Below are 18,893 nucleotides of genomic sequence, written 5' to 3' on the forward strand. Positions count from 1 at the left end.
ACAAAAACTTTCGAAAGGATTTTCCGCATGACCACCGTCAAGGTCGACAAGAGCAATTTCCAGGCCGATGTACTTAACGCCAACGTACCGGTCGTCGTCGATTTCTGGGCGGAATGGTGCGGTCCGTGCAAGATGATCGCTCCGGCGCTCGAAGACATCGCCACCGAACTCGGCGCCAAGGTGAAGATCGCCAAGCTGAACATCGACGAGAATCCCGAGCTCGCCGCGCAGTTCGGCGTGCGCTCGATCCCGACGCTGATGATCTTCAAGGGCGGCGAAGTGGCCGACATGAAGGTTGGCGCCGCACCCAAGACCGCGCTGTCGCACTGGATCAATGGCAGCCTCGCCTGATCCGTCCCAAATTCTTGACATCAAGCCCGGCCTCGCGCCGGGCTTTTTTGTTGGCGTCATCGGTGGGTGGTTCTGGCCCTCACGCCTGCGCACTCCATGTCTTCTGTTGTCACGAGAAGCAAGGAGAACGCCCATGACCGGATCCGCCAAGGCCACCGTCTTCATCGACAATGAGCGTGTCATCGTCACCGAGTATCGCTTTGCGCCCGGCGCCAACACCGGCTGGCACCGCCACGGCCACGACTATGTCGTCGTGCCGCTGATGGACGGCAAGGTGAAGCTGTTGACCAAGGGCGGCGAATCCTTCGCCGAGATGAAGAAGGGCGCGCCCTATTTCCGCAAGGAGGGCGTCGAACATGACGTCATCAACGCCAATGAGGGCGAATACGCCTTCATCGAGATCGAGTTGAAGTAACCGCGAAGGCCATCGGGCGGCAGGCGCCATTACCAGTCGGCGATACGATCGCCGCCGGCGAATTGCGCACTTTTTTCGGTATACTCGAACAGCTCTATCTTCACGCCGTTGGGGTCGCGAATCCAGGCCTGGTAGGTGTCGTCGCAGGCGAGTTTCTTTGCCGTGACGTCGACGCCCTTCGACCTGATATGGGCGATCGCTGCATCGATGCTTTCCACTTCGAGGCAGAAGTGGTTGATCTGGTTCAGGTCGCCATAGCTGGCCCCGTCCTTCTGGAACACCTCGACGTGGCTGCGACCGCCGCAATCGAGGTAGAACCCGAAAATCTTGCCGTCACGCAGGAAATTGAACTGGGTGCCCATGCCGAGGACATCGCGATAGAAGCCTCGCGTCGCTTCCAGATCATTGGCGAAGATGCAGACGTGAGCGACCTGCTTGACCTTGATCATGACTGCTCCTTGCGGTGATCGCCGAAAGCCGACCTCAGGTCGGGGGCGTGCCGTTTTCGGCGAGCACAGCACCGGCCAGATAGAGCGAACCGCCGATCAGGATGCGCGGCGGCGGACCGTCCCAGGTGTCGCGCAGCAACATCAGCGCGCTGGCGACGGAACTCACCGGTTCGGCCGTCAGCCCGGCTTCCGTCGCGCGGATCGCCAGTTCGTCGTTCGGCACGCCGGCGTCGCTCAGGCTCACCGGCACCGTGTAGACATGCCGCGCCAGGCCCTTGAAGGCGCGGAAATAACCGCTCTGGTCCTTGGTGTTGATCATGCCCGAGATGAGGAAGAGCGGCCGCGGGTTCTTCTCTTCCTGCTCGGCCAGCGCTTCGGCAACCACCACCCCGGCGCCCGGATTGTGGCCGCCGTCGAGCCAGATGTCGGCGCCCTTCGGCGCCAGTTCGGCCAGCCGGCCCTGCGCCAGCTTCTGCATCCGGCCGGGCCAGGCGACGCTGGTCATCGCCTTCTCGGCGGCGCGATGGCTGATCTCGAAGCCGGCCGCCTTGACCGCCGCGATCGCCGCCGCCGCATTGGCGAACTGGTGGCGCCCGGGCAGCCGTGGCGGCGGCAGGTCCATCAGGCCGTCCTCGTCCTGGTAGACCATGCGGCCGTTCTCCTCGAAGGCGAGGAAATCCTGGCCGTAGACGAAGGTCGGACATTCAAGCCGCTCGGCGGTCTCGATCAGCACCTGCAGTGCCGTCTCGCTTTCCTGTGCGCCGATGACCACCGGGCAGCCGCGCTTGATGATGCCGGCCTTTTCAGCGGCGATCAGTTCGACACGGTCGCCGAGATAGGCCTCGTGGTCGAGCGACACCGGCATGATCACCGATACGGCCGGCTCCCTGATGACATTGGTGGCGTCGAAACGGCCGCCGAGCCCGACCTCGATGATGGCGGCATCGGCCTGGTGTTCGGAAAACAGCAGGAAGGTGACGGCGGTGAGGATCTCGAAGACAGTGATATGCTCACCTTCATTAGCTCTGGCGACACGGGCGATGGCATCGGCGAACACCCGGTCGTCGACCAGCCTGCCGCCGCCATCGGCGGCCAGCCGGTAACGCTCGTGCCAGTTCACCAGATGCGGCGAGGTGTGGACATGGACGCGGTAGTCCGCCGCCTCGAGCAGTGCGCGTGAAAATGCGGCGCACGAGCCTTTGCCGTTGGTGCCGGCGATATGGATGACCGGTGGCAGCCGGTCCTGCGGGTCATCGAGCCGCTCCAGCAACCGTGAAATGCGGTCGAGCGAAAGGTCGAAGCCTTTCGGGTGAAGCGCCATCAGGGCTTCGATTTCGCGGTCGGCGGCAAGCGTTTTCATATGGGAATCCTAGCGCATGGCCCCGAAATTCGGAATCGTTTTTCGGAAAGGATCATGCGCAATCAAGAAGCTACAGCGCGCGATGGATCGCGCGCAATCGCGGTTCGCGGCGAAGAGTGTCGCGTCAGGCCTGTGGCCGCGCCTCGGCCGGAATTGTTGCCGCCGGCAGGATTTCCGGCTCGAGCGGCTTTTGCTCCTCCGGCAGCTTGAGCAGCATCTTCAGCAGCCCTGCGATGGTCTGGCGCATCTCCAGGCGCGACACCACCATGTCGACCATGCCGTGTTCCATCAGGTATTCGGAGCGCTGGAAGCCGTCCGGCAGCTTTTCTCGAATGGTCTGTTCGATGACACGCGGCCCGGCAAAGCCGATCAGCGCGCCGGGCTCGGCGATGTGCACGTCGCCCAGCATGGCGTAGGAGGCGGTGACGCCGCCGGTGGTCGGATTGGTCAAGACGACGATGTAGGGCAGGCCGGCTTCCTTCAGGCGGTCGACACCAACCGTGGTGCGCGGCAACTGCATCAGCGACAGGATGCCTTCCTGCATGCGGGCGCCGCCAGAGGCGGCGAACAGGATCAGCGGCCGCTTGCGCTGCAAGGCGACTTCGAAACCGTGCACGATGGCGTCACCCGCGGCCATGCCGAGCGAGCCGCCCATGAAGGCGAAGTCCTGCACGGTCACCACCACCGGCAGGCCTTCGACGGTCCCCAGCGCGTTGATGATGGCGTCTTCGAGGCCAGTCTTGGCCTTGGCGTCCTTCAGCCGGTCGACATAGCGCTTCTCGTCGCGGAACTTCAGCGGATCCTGCATGACCTTGGGGTTGTCCAGGGTCTCGTACTTGCCGTTGTCGAAGAAGAACTTCAGCCGCTCCTTGGCCGAGATCTTCATATGGTGGCCGGAGGACGGGATGACGAACTGGTTGGATTCCAGATCCTTGTGGAACACCATCTCGCCGGTCTCCGGATCCTTGATCCAGAGATTCTCGGGCATGTCGGTGCGCCGGCCGAGCATCGAATTGATCTTCGGGCGAACGTAGTTGGTGATCCAGTTCATCGCTTCGGCTCCTGTCCTGACGAAGAGTTAGTGCATGTCGCCCAAAAGTGGGAACCGGCCTTGGGACAACGACATGCACAAACTGATCTAGGAAGATTATTCGGCAGCAGCAAGGCGGGCCGAACGCACGCCTTGCGCAAGGCCGCTGACCAGCGTGGCGACGGCTTCGGCCGGGTCGGCGGTCTTTTCACCCTTCGGTCCCAGCACATTGGCCACCGCATTGACGATCGCGGTGCCGACGACGACGCCATCGGCATTGGCACCGATCACGCGGGCCTGCTCGGCGGTCTTGACGCCGAAGCCGACGCAGACCGGCAGATCGGTGTGACCCTTGATGCGTTGCACCGCCGCCGCCACCTTGCCGGTGTCGGCCAGCGCCGAACCGGTGATGCCGGTCATCGACACATAGTAGACAAAACCCGACGTGTTCTGCAGCACCTTGGGCAGGCGCTTATCATCGGTGGTCGGCGTTGCCAGCCGGATGAAGTTGATGCCGGCCTTGAGCGCCGGAATGCACAATTCCTCGTCCATTTCCGGCGGCAGGTCGACGACGATCAGCCCATCGATGCCGCTGGCGATCGCGTCCTTGAGGAAGCGGTCGACGCCATAGATGTAGATCGGATTGTAATAGCCCATCAGCACGATCGGCGTCTCATTGTCGCCGGTGCGGAATTCCGAGGCCATCTTTAGCGTCTTGACCAGCGTCTGGCCGCCTTTCAGCGCCCTCAGGCCCGCCGCTTGGATCGCCGGACCGTCGGCCATCGGATCGGAGAACGGCATGCCGAGCTCGATGATGTCGGCGCCTGCTCCAGGCAGTGCCTTCATGATCGACAGCGACGTGTCATAGTCGGGGTCGCCGCCCATGAAATAGGTGACGAGGGCCGGGCGGCCTTCGGTCTTCAGCTTGGCCATGCGGCGGTCGATGCGGGTGGTCATGATCAGATCTCCATGCCCAGCATGCTGGCAACCGTGTGCACGTCCTTGTCGCCACGGCCGGACAGGTTGACGATGACGATCTGGTCCTTGTCCATGGCCGGCACGATCTTCACCGCGTGCGCAATGGCGTGCGCCGATTCCAGCGCCGGGATGATGCCTTCGACGCGCGTCGTCAGCTTGAAGGCCTCCAGCGCCTCGTCGTCGAGGATCGGCACATATTCGACGCGGCCGGAATCGCGCAGCCAGGAATGCTCCGGGCCGACGCCAGGATAATCGAGACCGGCAGAGATCGAATGGCCGTCCATGATCTGACCGTCGGAATTCTGCAGGAGATAGGTGCGGTTGCCGTGCAGCACGCCAGGCGCGCCGGCGTTCATCGACGCGCAGTGCTCGATGCCGTCGAGACCACGGCCGCCGGCCTCGATGCCGATGATGCGAACATCCTTGTCGTCGAGGAAGGGATGGAACAGGCCAATGGCGTTCGAGCCGCCGCCGACCGCGGCGATGATGGTGTCCGGCAGCCGGCCTTCCTGTTCGAGGATCTGCGCGCGCGCCTCGGTGCCGATCACCGACTGGAAGTCGCGCACCAACTCCGGATAGGGATGTGGCCCGGCGGCGGTGCCGATCAGGTAATAAGTGTCCTCGACATTGGTCACCCAGTCGCGCAACGCCTCGTTCATGGCGTCCTTCAGCGTGCCGTGGCCGGCGGTCACCGGCCGCACCTCTGCGCCGAGCAGCTTCATGCGGAAGACGTTCGGGCTTTGGCGGGCGACGTCTGTCGCGCCCATATAGACGACGCAGGGAAAGCCGAAGCGGGCCGCGACGGTGGCCGATGCCACGCCATGCTGGCCGGCGCCCGTCTCGGCGATGATGCGCTTCTTGCCCATGCGCTTGGCCAGCAGGATCTGGCCGAGGCAGTTGTTGATCTTGTGCGAGCCGGTGTGGTTCAGATCCTCCCGCTTGAAATAGACTTTTGCACCACCGAGATGCCTGGTCAGCCCTTCCGCGAAATAGAGCTTCGACGGCCGCCCGGCATAGTGGGTCGAAAGGTCGGTGAGTTCAGCCTTGAAATCCGGATCGTTCTTGACCTCGTTCCAGTGCCGCTCTAGGTCGAGGATCAACGGCATCAGCGTTTCGGCGACGAAACGACCGCCAAAAATGCCGAACATGCCCTGTTCGTCGGGTCCGGTACGGAAGGAATTGGGTGTCGCCGGCTTGTCCATCGCCGATCTCCTGGTCTCGATGTGGGGCATGTCCTTGCCGGAAAACCGGTTCCCACTTTTCCGGAACATGCTCTGGTTTGAACCGGTCAGGCGGCGCGGTTGTCGCGCGCTGCCCTGACGGCCCGGAAAAACTGTTCGATCAGCGCCGGATCCTTGACGCCCGGCGCGCTTTCCACGCCTGAGGAAGTGTCTATTCCGGGCGGGTTGGCAAGCCGAAGGGCATCGCCGACATTGGCGGCGTTGAGCCCACCGGAAAGCATGTAATCGACGCCGGCGTCAAGGCCGGTGAGGATGCGCCAGTCGTAGGCCACGCCGTTGCCGCCGGGCAGCTCGGAGCCCTTGGGTGGCTTGGCGTCGAACAGGAAGTGGTCGGCAATGCCGATAAACGGCTTTATCCGTTCGAGGTCGGCGGCCTGGCTGACCGACAGCGCCTTCATCACCCGCAAGGCGTAGCGGGCTTTAACCTCGGCCACGCGCTCGGGCGTTTCCGAGCCGTGCAGCTGCAGCATGTCGGGCTGCATCGCTGCCACGATCTCATCCAGAAAGGCGTCGCTGGCATCCACGGTGACGGCCACCGCTTTTGCCTTGCCGCGCGCCGCCTCGCGCAAACGGCCAGCCTCGGCCGGCTCGACATAGCGCGGGCTTTTGGCGAAGAAGATAAACCCGACATGGCTGGCGCCGCCGGCCAGCGCCGCGGCCATTGCCACGTCGGTCTTCAAGCCGCAAATCTTGATGTCGAGCGCCATGGCGCGGGGATTGGCACGAAAAGCGCCAAGAGTCGAGAAAAAGCATGCTGTTTGCCGGCAAGGCCAAAGGCGCTACCTATTAAAGGACAGGACACAAGGCGGGAGCAAGACCATGGCCGACAGAACCGTTGCCGAACTCAGGCAGAAGATCGCGCAGGCGCGCGAGGTCATCGCCCATTTGATGGACAAGGCGGCCTTCAACGGCGCCGAAGCCCATCGCGCGCTGGATTATTTCGGTGGCGATCAATTCGACGGCAACTTCCTGCCGTGGCCGCATCATGGCGATGAAGGGTTGCGGCCGGAGGAGCTCAACGCGGCGAATGACGATTGAGCTCGGGCAGTCAGTAAAAGCGTAAAACGCTGGCGGGACAGCACCCCTCTGGCCGGCAAGGATCGTCACAGACGGCCTTCTTTCTCCGCCGCCCTTTTACGCAGCCTACTCGAACGCAATCGCTTGCAGCGCGCCGCCATTGCGCTTCAGCCAGGCCTTGCAGCGCTCGGTGTCGGGGCAAAGCTGTTCGCACAGTTTCCAGAATTTCGGGCCGTGGTTCATCTCCTTGAGATGCGCCACTTCATGCGCGACGAGGTAGTTTATGACAGGCGACGGCGCCATCATGATGCGCCAGGAAAACGACAGATTGCCGTCGGAGGTGCAGGAGCCCCAGCGGCTCGACGTGTCCTTGAAGCGGATCGCCTTGGCGCGCTTGCCCAGCGCCAGCGTGTGTTTGCCCACCAGCTTCTCGATCTCGCGCTTGGCCTCGCGCTTGAGGAAATCGGCGATGCGGCGCGGCAGGTGCACGCGGTCGCCATGAACGATCAACAACGGACCGCGCTCGTCGCTTGATATGGTCACCGTGCCGCGCTTCGAAGGCTCATGGACGATGCGGTGCGGCACGCCGCGTACGGGAATCTTGATGCCCGGCCGCACCTGCGGCCGGGCCGGCACCTTGGCCAGCCGCTGCTCCAGCCAGTCCTGGTGACGGTCGAGGAACTTTTCCACCTCGCCGCGGCGCAGGCCTGGCGGCACCGTGATGCGCAGGCCCTTACCGCCCGAATCGATGCGCAGCGTCAGCCGCCTTGCGCGGTCGTTCTCGACGATCTTGAGCGGCAAGGTACGGCCGGCAACGCAATATTCGCGCTCCACGACGGGCGTGGCCTTGGGCTTTGTCAGATTGCGGAAGAATCCGAGGGTCATGGCGGGACGATACGCGATTCGAGAAAAACGAATAGAACAAAAAAGAAACGGCGCCGCTCGCGCGACGCCGTCATCATACGTTGGCCTGTCGCCGGGCCTCAGTCGTCAAGCAGGTTCGAGCCCTTGCCACGCTTGGTGGTGGTCGTCCCGGTGCTCGGGTCGGTCTTCGTCGGCGCCGTTGACTTGTTGCGGTTGGCCATGAAGCGGTCGAACTCGTCCTGGTCCTTGGCACGGCGCAATTCGCGGGCGTAGTCGTCGAACTCGGTCAGCATCTCGTCGAGCTTGCGGCGTTCCTCGGCGAGGCGCTCCAGTTCCTTTTCGCGCCAGTCGTCGAAAGCGACGTTGCCGGTGCGGGCGGAGCCGTGGCCCCAGCGCGCCGCCTTGTCGGAACCGCGGCGGCAGCCGGCGAAGATGCCGTCGGTGGCGCGGTTGACGTCACGCTTGAAACCATCGAGGCGGTCGCCCCAGATGATGTAGAAAAGCATGGCGAAGCCGAGTGGCCAGAACACCATGAAACCGATCACCATCAACGCGATGGTTGCCGGCGTCCAGGCCGGGCGGATCAATGCAGATGTGTTCATTTTCTCCCATTCCTTCGGTTGGAGACAGCCAAGATCCGGCTGCGTGGAATCGAAATGGGAAGGAGAAAACGGCGATTCAAGACAATACCGACCAAAACCGGACAAGCTCATGAAATGATTATCGCTTTTCGAGCGTATCGAAGAAAAGCACGACCAGGCATGAGGAACAGTGGCAATGCCGCCGGCGGTGCTATGGTTTGATGCATCGGCGGGGAACCCATTCCTTTCAAAAATCCAGTGGCGCGTTGTCGACGACCTCCTTCATGACGAAGAACGTCCTCGTCTGGCGAACGCCGGGCAATGCGATCAACTGATCCCCGTGGATCCGGTTGAAGTCCGCCATGTCGCCGACCCTGATCTTCAGAAAATAGTCGAAGTCGCCTGCCACCAGATGGCAATCAAGAATGAACTTCAGTTTCGCGACTGCCTTCTCGAATTCCGCGAAACTTTCCGGGGTCGAGCGGTCGAGCACGACGCCAACCATCACCAGCGCGCCTCTGTCGACCTTCTGCGGTGTCACCACTGCCCTGACATGGCTGATGTAGCCTTCATCGAACAAGCGTTGCGTGCGGCGGTGGCACGTCGCCGGGCTGACAACAACCGACTGCGCCAACTCCGCATTGGTCAGCCGCCCATTGTCCTGGAGCAGGCGCAACATTTTGAGGTCGATCCGGTCGAGTGATGCTTTCATGGAAGATTCTTCCGTTATCGAGGCAGATCATCGAAGCAATATAGCATTCTGGCGTCAGAAAGCTGGATTTCTGGCATTTTCCGCTCGATCTTTGAGAGCACCTTTCAAGCGAAAACTGATAGTGTTTCCAGCATCAAAATCACAATCAGAGGAGGATCTCTCATGTTGGAGAAGTTCGAACGCTATCCGCTCACATTTGGACCGACGCATATCGAGAAACTGGATCGGCTCAGCGCTCATCTCGGCGGCAAGGTCGATCTCTACGCCAAGCGGGAAGATTGCAATTCCGGCCTCGCCTTCGGCGGCAACAAGCTGCGCAAGCTCGAATACATCATCCCGGACGCGATCGCCTCAAACGCCGACACGCTGGTTTCGATCGGCGGCGTACAATCCAACCATACGCGCATGGTGGCAGCCGTGGCGGCGAAAATCGGCATGAAATGCCGCCTCGTGCAAGAAAGCTGGGTGCCCCACGAGGACGCCGTCTATGACCGCGTCGGCAACATCCTTTTGAGCCGGATCATGGGCGCCGATGTCCAGATGGTCGATGAGGGCTTCGACATCGGAATCAGGGAAAGCTGGGAACAGGCGATCGCCGATGTGAAAGCCAAAGGCGGCAAACCTTATCCGATTCCGGCCGGGGCTTCGGTGCATAAATATGGCGGCCTGGGCTATGTTGGCTTCGCCGAAGAGGTGCGCGCGCAGGAGAAGGAACTCGGCCTTGCCTTCGACTACATCGTCGTCTGCACCGTCACCGGCTCGACCCATGCCGGCATGGTGGTCGGCTTCGCCAAGGACGGTCGCGAGCGCAAGGTGATCGGCATCGACGCATCCTGCACCCCGGCGCAGACCAAGGCGCAAGTGCTGGACATCGTGCGGACCACGGCGACGCTGGTCGAACTCGGCAAGGAACTCGGTGAAGACGATGTGATCCTCATCGAGGATTATGCCTACCCGGTCTACGGCGTGCCCTCGCAGGAGACGAAGGACGCGATCCGTCTCTGCGCGCGCCTTGAAGGCATGATTACCGATCCTGTCTACGAGGGAAAATCCATGCAGGGCATGATCGACCTCGTTAGGAAGGGCTATTTCCCCGAAGGGTCGAAGGTGCTTTACGCCCACCTTGGCGGCGCTCCAGCCATCAACGGCTATGCTTATACGTTTCGCAATGGCTGAATGCCCGCAGGGCGTGGCAGGTGACCTCTGACGACTATCCCGCCCGCCGCAGCATGTTGCGGTGGGCCACGAAGCGGTCGAACTCGTCCTGATCCTTGGTGCGGTCGCCGGCGTCCAGGGACAGCCAGTTCCGGCTGCGTGGAATCGGAAGGGAAAAGCGGCGATTCAGGACAATGTCCGCCAAATCCGGACAAGCGGCTGAAATGATTGCCGCTTTTTGAGTTCTTCGAGGAAAAGCACGACCACCCCGGCGACCAGGCCCCAGAATGCCGCACCGACGCCGAACAGCGTCAAACCCGAAGCGGTGACGGCAAAGGTGACGGTGGCGGCCATACGGTGACCTTCGTCCTTGAGCGCGATCGATAGGGCGTTGGCAAGCGGCGCCATCAGCGCGAGACCCGCCACCAGCACGATCAGGCTCTGCGGCAGGACGGCGAAGATCGCTACCAGCGACGCACCGAAGATGGCGAAGACAAGATAGGCGAGCGCATAGAACGGGCCGGTCTTCCAGCGCTCGGCGGGGTCGGGGTGGACGTCCGGCCCGGTGCAGATCGCGGCCGAGATCGCAGCCAGATTGGTGGTCGAGCCGCCAAACGGCGCCGACAGCAGCGAAAACAGGCCGGTGACGCCGATCAGCGGGCCGGGCTCCGGGTGATAGCCGGCGGCGCGCAGCACGGCGAGGCCGGACAGGTTTTGGGAAGCCATGGTGACGAGGTAGAGCGGCAGCGCCAGGCCGATGGTCGCGGCGACGCTGAAGTGCGGCGCGATCAGCGTCAGCGTCGACAGTTCCGGTGTCGGCAAGCCGCCGACGCGGCCGGTCAAGAAAGCGGCGAGGCCGCCGCCGATCAGCACCACCAGCACCGACACCGCCGGATTGAACAGGCGAATGGCGAAGAAGGCCGCGATCAGCGGCAGGATCAGCCAGGGATCGGCGGGGATGGCCTTAATCGCGTTGATGGCGAAGCTGACGAGGATGCCGGCCAGCATGCCCGATGCCACTGACGGCGGGATCCTGGCGATCAGCCGTGTCAGCGGTCCGAACAGGCCGGTGGCGATCAAGAGGATGCCGGTGACGATGAAGGCGCCGACTGCTTCGCCCATCGAGAAGCTGCTCGACGCGGCGATCAGCGCCAGGCCCGGTGTCGACCAGGCGGTGATGACCGGCATCTTCGTGCGCCAGGACAGCCACAGGCATTCGATTGCCATCGCCAGGCAGATCGCCGTCACCCAGCTCGCGGTCTCGATCTGTGTCGCGCCGACCGCCTTGGCGGCGGCGATGACGATGGCCAGCGTGCCGCCGAAGCCGACAATTGCCGCGACAAAAGCGGATATTGGAATGGAGATGCGCATCAGTTTCCCCTCTGCGCCATGGCGTCGACTGCCCGCACCAACATGTCGAGATCCTGGGGACGCGACAGGCGGTGGTCGCCCTCGGGGATCAGCGACAGGGTCACGTCGTCGGCCGGCAGCCGGCTAACCAGCTTCAGCGCGTGGCTTGCCGGCACGTCCGCATCGGCCAGCCCCTGCAATATGTGCACCGGGCAATGCGTGTCGATCGGGCCTGTCATCACCAGGTTGTTGCGTCCATCCTCGATCAGCGCGCTTGTGTAGATGTAAGGCTCGGCGGAATAGTTCGACGGCTCCTCGAAGAAGCCTTTTTCGGCGAGCGCGCGTTTCTGCGCCTTGGTCAGCGCCGGCTCGACCAGCTCAGTGGTAAAATCGGGCGCCGGCGCCAGCAGCACCAGGCCAGCGACATTGCTGTCGCCCGCCTTGCGCAATTCCTGCACCATGCGCAGCGCAATCCAGGCGCCCATCGAGGAGCCGACCAGGATCTGCTTGCCCTGGGTGAAATGCCGGAACACGGCGAGGCTCTGCGAAAGCCATTTCGAAATGGTGCCGTCCGCAAAGGCGCCACCGGATTCGCCATGACCGGAATAGTCGTGGCGCAGGAAGGCGCGGCCTTCTCTTGCCGTCCAGTCCGACAGCGTCTGCGCCTTCGTGCCCAGCATGTCGGACTTGTAGCCGCCGAGCCAGACGATGCCGGGCGCGGCACCTGTCGTATGGCGCACCGCGATGCTTGATCCGTCGACATCCAGAAAGACAGGAGGCGTGTCGGTCATGGTTTCTTCCTCACGCCCGTCTTTTGGCGCACGGCGTCTTGTGGCACAGCCAGTGGCGTGGCGAAAAGTGCTCGCGATGGTTCTTTGTTTGGTGCAGGGCAGTGATCAGGGTGATTTCCTGTCAATGCTGTGCTATTGACTTCGCCCGCGCGCTTACCACATTGGCGCGTCCACGCATCAATATCCGCAAACCCTGAACGAAACGGCCAAGGAGACCACGACCATTCGCAGACCTTTCAAAGCAGCGGCGCCGACCAAGGATGGCCCGCGCTCCAACCGTGACATCCGGGTTCCCCGGGTCCAGCTTATCGACGCCGAAGGCCAGAACCGCGGCGATGTTTCAATCAACGACGCATTGCTGCTCGCCGAAGAGGCTGGGCTCGATCTCGTCGAGATATCGCCCAATGCGGTGCCCCCCGTCGTAAAAATCCTCGATCTCGGCAAGTTGAAATACGCCAACCAGAAGAAGGCGGCCGAGGCGCGCAAGAACCAGAAGGTCATCGAGATCAAGGAGATCAAGATGCGCCCCAACATCGACAGCCATGACTACGAGACCAAGATGAAGGCGGTTCGCCGCTTCTTCGAGGAAGGCGACAAGGTCAAGCTGACTTTGCGTTTCCGTGGCCGCGAGATGGCGCATATGGAACTCGGCATGCAGCTTTTGAACAAGGTTCGCGAGGAAGTGGCGACCATTGCCAAGGTCGAAGCGGAACCGAAGCTCGAAGGCCGCCAGATGATGATGGTGCTGGCGCCGCGCTAGGGTGCAGTGAGATTGAGGTCAGGCCGAGCCGAAAAATGGTGGGATGCACAGGAAGCTGCCGTTTGCAGGCCGGCATCACCTGAACGTCAACACACCGAGATCACGATGACGTCAGGCCTGGTCATCGCGCTCTAAATCCGCCTGAATTGTAGTACAGGGCGTCCCGGCGATCGGCGGGACGCCTGCTTACTGGCCACAGCTGCGATCGCCGGCTCTGTTTTCATGCATGTCGTCCTCCCAAAACCGGGGCCACTTTTGGGCGAATGCATTAGGCTTCTCGACGATCGGATTCCTCCCTTGGACAAAGAACTCAAATACGGGCTGGGTAACTACCAGCAAACGCGCAGGATAGTGCTGGCCGTTCTCGTGGTCGTGCTGTTCGCCGCACTGCTGTTTGGCCAATCGACCTTCCCGCCCGATACGGCGATGCATGAGACGATCGAGATGTTCGGCGTGCTGCTGATTTTTCTCGGCATCGTCGGTCGCCTTTGGTCGACGCTCTACATAGGCGGGCGCAAATCTTCCGAAGTTGTGACGGGCGGACCCTATTCGATGACCCGCAATCCGCTCTATGTGTTCTCGACCGTGGCCGCGGCCGGCGTCGGCGCGCAGATCGGTTCGTTCTCCGGCATCATTCTCTTTGCTGTCCTGTGCGCGGGTGCCTTCCATATCGTCATCCTGCGCGAAGAGAAATTCCTCAAGGAAGCGCTCGGCGCGCCCTATCAGGCCTATCTGGCGCGGGTGCCGCGCTTCTTTCCGAACCTTTCCCTCTACCAGGAGGGCGATACGGGCAGCTTCAAGCCGCGCCTGCTGTTGACCACACTGCTCGACGGCCTGGTGTTCCTGATGGCGCTGCCGGCCTTCGAACTGATCGATGGCGCCCAGCAGTCGGGCATGCTGCCGGTCTGGTTCACGCTCCCCTGATCGAGGGTCGCGCGTCGCGTCCCAACGTTCCGGCACGAGCGGCGCAGTGGGTGTTGCACAGCCGCCTGCTTTGACGTATAGAACCGCGTTCCAAAAAAACCGCCCGGCAGGGCATGCCGTGGCGGTTTCATTTGCTTTTCGGGCTTTGGTCGGCCTGAAGCGAACAAAACAAGAGGTGCGGCGTGCCAGAGGCACGGACAGCGACCTCATAGAAACGGAGTAGCAAAATGCCCAAGATGAAGACCAAGTCCGCCGCCAAAAAGCGGTTCAAGATCACAGGTACGGGTAAAGTCCTGTCGGCTGCGGCCGGCAAGCGTCACGGCATGATCAAGCGTTCCAACAAGTTCATTCGAAATGCCCGCGGCACGATGGTTCTGGCTGAACCGGATGGCAAGAAGGTCATCAAGAATTTTCTGCCGAACGGCCTCTAAGGCATTCGGTCCGGACACGTTTTAAGGAGATCATGACATGGCACGCGTAAAGAGAGGCGTCACCTCGCACGCCAAGCACAAGAAGGTCCTGAAAGCCGCCAAAGGCTTCTACGGCCGCCGCAAGAACACCATCCGCATCGCCAAGCAGGCGGTGGAAAAGTCGCTGCAGTACGCTTACCGCGACCGCAAGAACCGCAAGCGCTCGTTCCGCGCGCTGTGGATCCAGCGCATCAACGCCGCGACGCACGAGCACGGCCTGACCTATGGCCGCTTCATCGACGGCCTCAACAAGGCCGGCATCGAGATCGATCGCAAGATCCTGTCGGACATGGCCATCCATGAGCCGCAGGCTTTCGCCGCACTCGTGGCCAAGGCCAAGGTTGCGCTCGAATATCTGAAGAACACCACGCCGAACGCTTTTGAAAGCGCTGTCGCCTAAGCCAGCGCTTCCCAAGCATTCGCAATTCTGATTTTGGGGAACCCGCGCTGGCACGGCTGGCGCGGGTTTTTCTTATGCCTTCAATCGGGTCTGGAACATGAGTGACATGGAAACTCTCGAAAATTCCCTGATGGCTGATATCGCGTCGGCCGCGGACGAGGCCTCGATCGAGGCGGTACGCGTTTCGGCGCTGGGCAAGAAGGGCTCGGTTTCCGAGATGCTGAAGACGCTTGGCGCGATGAGCGCCGAGGAGCGTCAGCTCAAGGGCCCTGTTATCAACGGCCTCAAGAACCGCGTCACTGATGCGCTCTCGCTGCGTCGGGCCGAGCTGAAGGATGTGGCGATCACCGCCCGCCTGGCCGCCGAAAAGGTCGACGTGACGCTGCCCGTGCGGCAGTCGCCGGCCGAGCGCGGCCGCATCCATCCGATCAGCCAGGTCATCGACGAGATCGCGGCGATCTTCGGCGACCTCGGCTTCTCGATCGCCGAGGGCCCAGACATCGAGACCGACTATTACAATTTCACCGCGCTGAATTTCCCCGAAGGCCATCCGGCGCGCGAGATGCACGACACCTTCTTCTTCCAGCCGGACGAGAAGGGCGAGCGCAGGCTTTTGCGCACCCACACCTCGCCGGTGCAGATCCGCACCATGGAGACGAAGAAGCCGCCGATCCGCATCGTCATTCCGGGCAAGACCTACCGGCAGGATTCGGACGCCACCCACTCGCCGATGTTCCATCAGGTCGAGGGGCTGGTGATCGACAAGACGGCCAATGTCGCCAACATGAAGTGGGTGCTGGAGGAGTTCTGCAAGGCCTTCTTCGAAGTGCCCTCGGTCAAGATGCGGTTCCGGCCGTCCTTCTTCCCGTTCACCGAACCGAGCCTCGAGGTCGACATCCAGTGCGACCGTTCGCGGCCCGGCGAAGTGCGCTTCGGCGAAGGCTCCGACTGGATGGAGATCCTCGGCTGCGGCATGGTGCATCCCAATGTGCTGCGCCATGGCGGGCTCGACCCGGACGAATACCAGGGCTTTGCCTGGGGCATGGGCATCGACCGCATCGCCATGCTGAAATACGGCATGCCGGACCTGCGCGCCTTCTTCGACGCGGACGTGCGCTGGCTGTCGCATTACGGGTTCAGGCCGCTCGACATGCCGACGCTGTTCGGAGGCTTGAGCGCATGACAGCCGCCCACACCGGCGGCTGCCGCTGCGGCGCCGTGCGGTTCCAGGCCTCGGCCGAACCGCACCACGTCAGCTATTGCCATTGCGGCGATTGCCGGCGGGCGAGCGGCGCGCCGGTATCGGCCTTTGTCGGCTTCCTGGTCGGTCAGGTGGCGTTCACCGGCAAGGCGCTGAAGATGTATGAGAACGGGCCGGTGACGCGCTCGTTCTGTGGCGTCTGTGGCTCGCCGATCGCCTATGTCGACGAGCGGCTGGAGGACGTCATCTATTTCACGCTCGGCGCCATGGACATGCCGGCCGAATTCCCGCCGACGCTGCATGCCTATGTCAGCGAGCAGCTTCCATTCCTGCATATGTCAGACGATCTGCCGAGACATCTGAAAACAAGCGTCAAAAGACCAGACGGAACAGTCCAATGAAATTCACCCTCTCCTGGCTCAAGGACCACCTCGAGACCGACGCCACCCTCGACGAGATCGTCGAGCGGCTGACCTCGATCGGCCTCGAAGTCGAGCATGTCGACGACAAGTCGAGCCTGAAACCGTTCGTCATCGCCAAGGTGCTGACGGCGGTGCAGCATCCCGATGCCGACCGGCTGCGCGTGCTCACCGTCGACACAGGCGACGGCAAGCCACCGGTGCAAGTCGTCTGCGGCGCGCCGAACGCCCGCGCGGGCCTGATCGGCGCCTTTGCCGCGCCCGGCGCCTATGTGCCCGGCATCGACGTGACGCTGACGGTCGGTAAGATCAGGGGCGTCGAAAGCCATGGCATGATGTGTTCGGAGCGCGAGTTGGAGCTTTCCGACGAGCACAACGGCATCATCGATCTGCCTGAAGATGCGCCTGTCGGCACCAGCTTTGCTGCCTATGCGCATCTCGACGATCCGGTCATCGAGATCAACCTGACGCCGAACCGGCCGGACGCCACCAGCGTCTACGGCATCGCCAGGGACCTGGCGGCGAGCGGGCTTGGCACGTTGAAGAGCGCTGCGATCGACGCGATCCCGGGCAAGGGCGAGACGCCGGTCAAGGTGACGATCGAAGCGCCTGAGCTCTGCCCCGGTTTCGCGCTGCGGCTGGTGCGTGGCGTCAAGAACGGCCCATCGCCAAAATGGCTGCAGCAGCGGTTGATCGCCATTGGGCTGCGGCCGATCAGTGCGCTGGTCGACATCACCAACTATGTCACCTTCGATCGCGGCCGGCCGCTGCATGTCTTCGACGCGAGGAAGGTCGCCGGCAACCTGACCGTGCGCCGCGCACGCGATGGCGAAAAGGTGCTGGCGCTCGACGGCCGCGAATACACGCTGACGCCGGAGATGTGCGTTATCGCTGACGAGGACGGCGTCGAGTCGATCGCCGGCATCATGGGCGGCGAGCATTCGGGCTGCGACGAAAACACGTCGGACGTGCTGATCGAATCGGCCCTTTGGGATCCGATCACCACTGCCCGCACCGGCCGTACGCTCGGCATCATCACCGACGCGCGCTACCGCTTCGAGCGCGGCGTCGACCCTGAATTCATGGTGCCCGGCGTCGAGCTGGCGACCAGGCTGGTGCTCGATTTCTGCGGCGGCACGCCGACCGAGATCGAAGTGACCGGCCATGCCGGCTACCAACCCAGGATCGTTTCTTTCCCGCTGTCGGAAGTGAAGCGGCTGACGGGCATCGAGGTGCCAAGGGCGGAAAGCCTTGATATCCTGTCGCGCCTCGGCTTCAAGCCGCAGGGCTCGGGCGATGTTGTTGACGTCGCCGTGCCGTCCTGGCGCCCCGATGTCGATGGCAAGGCCGACCTGGTCGAAGAGGTCATGCGCATCCACGGCGTCGACAACATCGCGCCGCAGCCGCTTGGCGCGCATGACGCTGTCAATGCGAGGATCCTCACCACGCTGCAGGTCCGCACCCGCACGGCCAAGCGTGCGCTTGCCGTGCGCGGCATGATGGAGGCCATCACCTGGTCGTTCATTCCGGCCAGGCACGCCGAACTGTTCGGCGGCGGCCAGACGGCACTGAAGCTCGCCAACCCGATCGCCGCCGACATGTCCGACATGCGGCCGTCGCTGCTGCCGGGGCTGATCGCCGCTGCCCAGCGCAACGCCGACAGGGGCATCGGCGACGTCGCTTTGTTCGAAGTGTCGGGCACCTATGAAGGCGATGGCGCCGACCAGCAGCGGCGTGTGGCCGCCGGCGTCCGCCGCGGCACCGCAAAGCTCGACGGCTCCGGCCGCAACTGGGCCGGCAATTCAGGCGCCGTGGGCGTGTTCGACGCCAAGGCCGATGCGATCGCCGCACTCGAAGCCTGCGGTGCACCGGTTGACCGATTGCAGGTCGAGGCCGGCGGTCCGGCCTGGTATCATCCCGGCCGTTCCGGCACGATCAAGCTCGGACCGAAAACCGTGCTCGGCACCTTCGGCGAATTCCATCCGAAGACGCTGGAAGGGCTCGATGTCTCCGGCCCGCTCTGCGGCTTCGAAGTGTTCGTCGACGCCGTGCCCGAGCCGAAGGCCAAGCCGACCAAAACCAAGCCGAAGCTCGAACTGTCCGCCTTCCAGGCGGTCAAGCGCGATTTTGCTTTCGTCGTCGACAGGACGGTCGAGGCCGGCACGCTGGTGCGCGCCGCCCTAGCCGCCGACAAGAAGCTGATCACCGCTGTCTCGGTCTTCGATATTTTCGAGGGTGCGTCACTCGGCGCGGCCAAGAAGTCGATCGCCATCGAGGTGTCGATCCAGCCGGTCGAGAAGACGCTGACCGACGAAGATTTCGAAGCGTTGGCGAAGCGCATCATCGAGAATGTTGGCAAGCAGACGGGTGGCGTACTCAGGACTTGAGGGATTGCGGGCAAGTGGCGAATCGCCCTCCAAAGGGC

The 18,893-nt window shown here is 62.8% G+C and carries 22 protein-coding genes; 11 read left to right on the forward strand and 11 right to left on the reverse strand.

Annotation, left to right across the window (positions count from 1 at the left end; translation table 11 throughout):
- The first annotated feature begins 27 nt into the window (after window positions 1–27).
- Together trxA and AC07FD_RS36110 are read left to right on the forward strand one after the other, a co-directional pair.
- On the forward strand, window positions 28–351 hold the full coding sequence (gene trxA, locus AC07FD_RS36105; RefSeq protein WP_013891648.1) for a thioredoxin: 324 nt from the start codon (window positions 28–30) through the stop codon (window positions 349–351).
- Between the two features lie 133 nt (window positions 352–484).
- Complete coding sequence (locus AC07FD_RS36110) at window positions 485–766, forward strand: cupin domain-containing protein (protein ID WP_478353710.1); 282 nt, start codon at window positions 485–487, stop codon at window positions 764–766.
- A 29-nt stretch (window positions 767–795) separates the two neighbouring features.
- Here AC07FD_RS36110 and AC07FD_RS36115 read toward each other — a convergent pair whose 3' ends face one another.
- The 6 genes from AC07FD_RS36115 to AC07FD_RS36140 all read right to left on the reverse strand — a co-directional run bounded on the left by AC07FD_RS36115 (window position 796) and on the right by AC07FD_RS36140 (window position 6,531).
- Window positions 796–1,215: a VOC family protein gene (locus AC07FD_RS36115; RefSeq protein ID WP_478353711.1), complete on the reverse strand. Its 420-nt coding sequence runs from the start codon at window positions 1,213–1,215 to the stop codon at window positions 796–798.
- Between the two features lie 34 nt (window positions 1,216–1,249).
- On the reverse strand, window positions 1,250–2,575 hold the full coding sequence (locus AC07FD_RS36120) for a bifunctional folylpolyglutamate synthase/dihydrofolate synthase (protein WP_478353712.1): 1,326 nt from the start codon (window positions 2,573–2,575) through the stop codon (window positions 1,250–1,252).
- A 124-nt stretch (window positions 2,576–2,699) separates the two neighbouring features.
- Window positions 2,700–3,626 (reverse strand): acetyl-CoA carboxylase, carboxyltransferase subunit beta, encoded by a 927-nt coding sequence (gene accD / locus AC07FD_RS36125; protein WP_478353713.1) that lies wholly within the window; start codon window positions 3,624–3,626, stop codon window positions 2,700–2,702.
- Window positions 3,627–3,722: 96 nt separating this feature from the next.
- Window positions 3,723–4,562: a tryptophan synthase subunit alpha gene (gene trpA / locus AC07FD_RS36130; RefSeq protein WP_478353714.1), complete on the reverse strand. Its 840-nt coding sequence runs from the start codon at window positions 4,560–4,562 to the stop codon at window positions 3,723–3,725.
- A gap of 2 nt (window positions 4,563–4,564) precedes the next feature.
- Window positions 4,565–5,785, reverse strand: a complete 1,221-nt coding sequence (trpB, locus tag AC07FD_RS36135; protein ID WP_478353715.1) for a tryptophan synthase subunit beta — start codon at window positions 5,783–5,785, stop codon at window positions 4,565–4,567.
- Window positions 5,786–5,871: 86 nt separating this feature from the next.
- Entirely contained in the window at window positions 5,872–6,531 is a 660-nt protein-coding gene (locus AC07FD_RS36140) for a phosphoribosylanthranilate isomerase (RefSeq protein ID WP_478353716.1), read from the reverse strand.
- A 112-nt stretch (window positions 6,532–6,643) separates the two neighbouring features.
- Here AC07FD_RS36140 and AC07FD_RS36145 point away from each other — a divergent pair, with 112 nt between their 5' ends.
- Complete coding sequence (locus AC07FD_RS36145) at window positions 6,644–6,862, forward strand: hypothetical protein (protein WP_477225100.1); 219 nt, start codon at window positions 6,644–6,646, stop codon at window positions 6,860–6,862.
- A gap of 105 nt (window positions 6,863–6,967) precedes the next feature.
- On the opposite strand, the gene AC07FD_RS36150 is transcribed toward AC07FD_RS36145, so the two are convergent.
- The 3 genes from AC07FD_RS36150 to AC07FD_RS36160 form a co-directional block, all read right to left on the reverse strand.
- Window positions 6,968–7,726, reverse strand: a complete 759-nt coding sequence (locus AC07FD_RS36150) for a M48 family metallopeptidase (RefSeq protein ID WP_095083165.1) — start codon at window positions 7,724–7,726, stop codon at window positions 6,968–6,970.
- Between the two features lie 98 nt (window positions 7,727–7,824).
- Complete coding sequence (locus tag AC07FD_RS36155) at window positions 7,825–8,307, reverse strand: DUF2852 domain-containing protein (protein ID WP_478353717.1); 483 nt, start codon at window positions 8,305–8,307, stop codon at window positions 7,825–7,827.
- Window positions 8,308–8,533: 226 nt separating this feature from the next.
- A complete protein-coding gene (locus tag AC07FD_RS36160; RefSeq protein WP_457150084.1) occupies window positions 8,534–8,998 on the reverse strand; it encodes an Lrp/AsnC family transcriptional regulator in 465 nt (154 codons plus the stop codon).
- 162 nt (window positions 8,999–9,160) lie between these two features.
- Here AC07FD_RS36160 and AC07FD_RS36165 point away from each other — a divergent pair, with 162 nt between their 5' ends.
- On the forward strand, window positions 9,161–10,174 hold the full coding sequence (locus tag AC07FD_RS36165) for a 1-aminocyclopropane-1-carboxylate deaminase (RefSeq protein ID WP_478353718.1): 1,014 nt from the start codon (window positions 9,161–9,163) through the stop codon (window positions 10,172–10,174).
- A 165-nt stretch (window positions 10,175–10,339) separates the two neighbouring features.
- Here AC07FD_RS36165 and AC07FD_RS36170 read toward each other — a convergent pair whose 3' ends face one another.
- Together AC07FD_RS36170 and AC07FD_RS36175 are read right to left on the reverse strand one after the other, a co-directional pair.
- Entirely contained in the window at window positions 10,340–11,524 is a 1,185-nt protein-coding gene (locus AC07FD_RS36170; RefSeq protein WP_478353719.1) for a benzoate/H(+) symporter BenE family transporter, read from the reverse strand.
- The gene (locus AC07FD_RS36175; protein ID WP_478353720.1) at window positions 11,524–12,294 is read right to left on the reverse strand and encodes an alpha/beta hydrolase; all 771 of its coding nucleotides are present in this window, start codon (window positions 12,292–12,294) and stop codon (window positions 11,524–11,526) included. The genes AC07FD_RS36170 and AC07FD_RS36175 overlap by 1 nt, the downstream gene beginning before the upstream one ends.
- 223 nt (window positions 12,295–12,517) lie before the next feature.
- On the opposite strand from AC07FD_RS36175, the gene infC reads away from it, so the two are divergent.
- The 7 genes from infC to pheT all read left to right on the forward strand — a co-directional run bounded on the left by infC (window position 12,518) and on the right by pheT (window position 18,855).
- Window positions 12,518–13,054, forward strand: a complete 537-nt coding sequence (gene infC / locus AC07FD_RS36180) for a translation initiation factor IF-3 (RefSeq protein ID WP_010912915.1) — start codon at window positions 12,518–12,520, stop codon at window positions 13,052–13,054.
- A gap of 297 nt (window positions 13,055–13,351) precedes the next feature.
- Window positions 13,352–13,978, forward strand: coding sequence for a methyltransferase family protein (locus AC07FD_RS36185; protein ID WP_477281419.1), 627 nt, complete (start codon window positions 13,352–13,354; stop codon window positions 13,976–13,978).
- A gap of 227 nt (window positions 13,979–14,205) precedes the next feature.
- Window positions 14,206–14,409, forward strand: coding sequence for a 50S ribosomal protein L35 (gene rpmI, locus AC07FD_RS36190; protein ID WP_006201248.1), 204 nt, complete (start codon window positions 14,206–14,208; stop codon window positions 14,407–14,409).
- A 37-nt stretch (window positions 14,410–14,446) separates the two neighbouring features.
- On the forward strand, window positions 14,447–14,848 hold the full coding sequence (gene rplT / locus AC07FD_RS36195; protein ID WP_006201247.1) for a 50S ribosomal protein L20: 402 nt from the start codon (window positions 14,447–14,449) through the stop codon (window positions 14,846–14,848).
- A gap of 97 nt (window positions 14,849–14,945) precedes the next feature.
- The gene (gene pheS, locus AC07FD_RS36200; RefSeq protein WP_478353721.1) at window positions 14,946–16,031 is read left to right on the forward strand and encodes a phenylalanine--tRNA ligase subunit alpha; all 1,086 of its coding nucleotides are present in this window, start codon (window positions 14,946–14,948) and stop codon (window positions 16,029–16,031) included.
- Window positions 16,028–16,450, forward strand: a complete 423-nt coding sequence (locus tag AC07FD_RS36205; protein WP_478353722.1) for a GFA family protein — start codon at window positions 16,028–16,030, stop codon at window positions 16,448–16,450. The genes pheS and AC07FD_RS36205 overlap by 4 nt, the downstream gene beginning before the upstream one ends.
- Window positions 16,447–18,855 carry a phenylalanine--tRNA ligase subunit beta gene (pheT, locus tag AC07FD_RS36210; protein WP_478353723.1) on the forward strand — a complete coding sequence of 803 codons (2,409 nt, stop codon included), beginning with the start codon at window positions 16,447–16,449 and terminating at the stop codon, window positions 18,853–18,855. The genes AC07FD_RS36205 and pheT overlap by 4 nt, the downstream gene beginning before the upstream one ends.
- Window positions 18,856–18,893: the final 38 nt, after the last annotated feature.

It is taken from the genome of Mesorhizobium waitakense, from assembly GCF_056431085.1.

What these genes read in the sequence shown, in the direction of transcription:
- trxA (WP_013891648.1), top strand. Translation starts at nt 28, where the DNA reads ATGACCACCGTCAAGGTCGACAAGAGCAATTTCCAGGCCGATGTACTT.
- AC07FD_RS36110 (WP_478353710.1), top strand. Translation starts at nt 485, where the DNA reads ATGACCGGATCCGCCAAGGCCACCGTCTTCATCGACAATGAGCGTGTC.
- AC07FD_RS36115 (WP_478353711.1), bottom strand. Translation starts at nt 1,215, where the DNA reads ATGATCAAGGTCAAGCAGGTCGCTCACGTCTGCATCTTCGCCAATGAT.
- AC07FD_RS36120 (WP_478353712.1), bottom strand. Translation starts at nt 2,575, where the DNA reads ATGAAAACGCTTGCCGCCGACCGCGAAATCGAAGCCCTGATGGCGCTT.
- accD (WP_478353713.1), bottom strand. Translation starts at nt 3,626, where the DNA reads ATGAACTGGATCACCAACTACGTTCGCCCGAAGATCAATTCGATGCTC.
- trpA (WP_478353714.1), bottom strand. Translation starts at nt 4,562, where the DNA reads ATGACCACCCGCATCGACCGCCGCATGGCCAAGCTGAAGACCGAAGGC.
- trpB (WP_478353715.1), bottom strand. Translation starts at nt 5,785, where the DNA reads ATGGACAAGCCGGCGACACCCAATTCCTTCCGTACCGGACCCGACGAA.
- AC07FD_RS36140 (WP_478353716.1), bottom strand. Translation starts at nt 6,531, where the DNA reads ATGGCGCTCGACATCAAGATTTGCGGCTTGAAGACCGACGTGGCAATG.
- AC07FD_RS36145 (WP_477225100.1), top strand. Translation starts at nt 6,644, where the DNA reads ATGGCCGACAGAACCGTTGCCGAACTCAGGCAGAAGATCGCGCAGGCG.
- AC07FD_RS36150 (WP_095083165.1), bottom strand. Translation starts at nt 7,726, where the DNA reads ATGACCCTCGGATTCTTCCGCAATCTGACAAAGCCCAAGGCCACGCCC.
- AC07FD_RS36155 (WP_478353717.1), bottom strand. Translation starts at nt 8,307, where the DNA reads ATGAACACATCTGCATTGATCCGCCCGGCCTGGACGCCGGCAACCATC.
- AC07FD_RS36160 (WP_457150084.1), bottom strand. Translation starts at nt 8,998, where the DNA reads ATGAAAGCATCACTCGACCGGATCGACCTCAAAATGTTGCGCCTGCTC.
- AC07FD_RS36165 (WP_478353718.1), top strand. Translation starts at nt 9,161, where the DNA reads ATGTTGGAGAAGTTCGAACGCTATCCGCTCACATTTGGACCGACGCAT.
- AC07FD_RS36170 (WP_478353719.1), bottom strand. Translation starts at nt 11,524, where the DNA reads ATGCGCATCTCCATTCCAATATCCGCTTTTGTCGCGGCAATTGTCGGC.
- AC07FD_RS36175 (WP_478353720.1), bottom strand. Translation starts at nt 12,294, where the DNA reads ATGACCGACACGCCTCCTGTCTTTCTGGATGTCGACGGATCAAGCATC.
- rpmI (WP_006201248.1), top strand. Translation starts at nt 14,206, where the DNA reads ATGCCCAAGATGAAGACCAAGTCCGCCGCCAAAAAGCGGTTCAAGATC.
- rplT (WP_006201247.1), top strand. Translation starts at nt 14,447, where the DNA reads ATGGCACGCGTAAAGAGAGGCGTCACCTCGCACGCCAAGCACAAGAAG.
- pheS (WP_478353721.1), top strand. Translation starts at nt 14,946, where the DNA reads ATGAGTGACATGGAAACTCTCGAAAATTCCCTGATGGCTGATATCGCG.
- AC07FD_RS36205 (WP_478353722.1), top strand. Translation starts at nt 16,028, where the DNA reads ATGACAGCCGCCCACACCGGCGGCTGCCGCTGCGGCGCCGTGCGGTTC.
- pheT (WP_478353723.1), top strand. Translation starts at nt 16,447, where the DNA reads ATGAAATTCACCCTCTCCTGGCTCAAGGACCACCTCGAGACCGACGCC.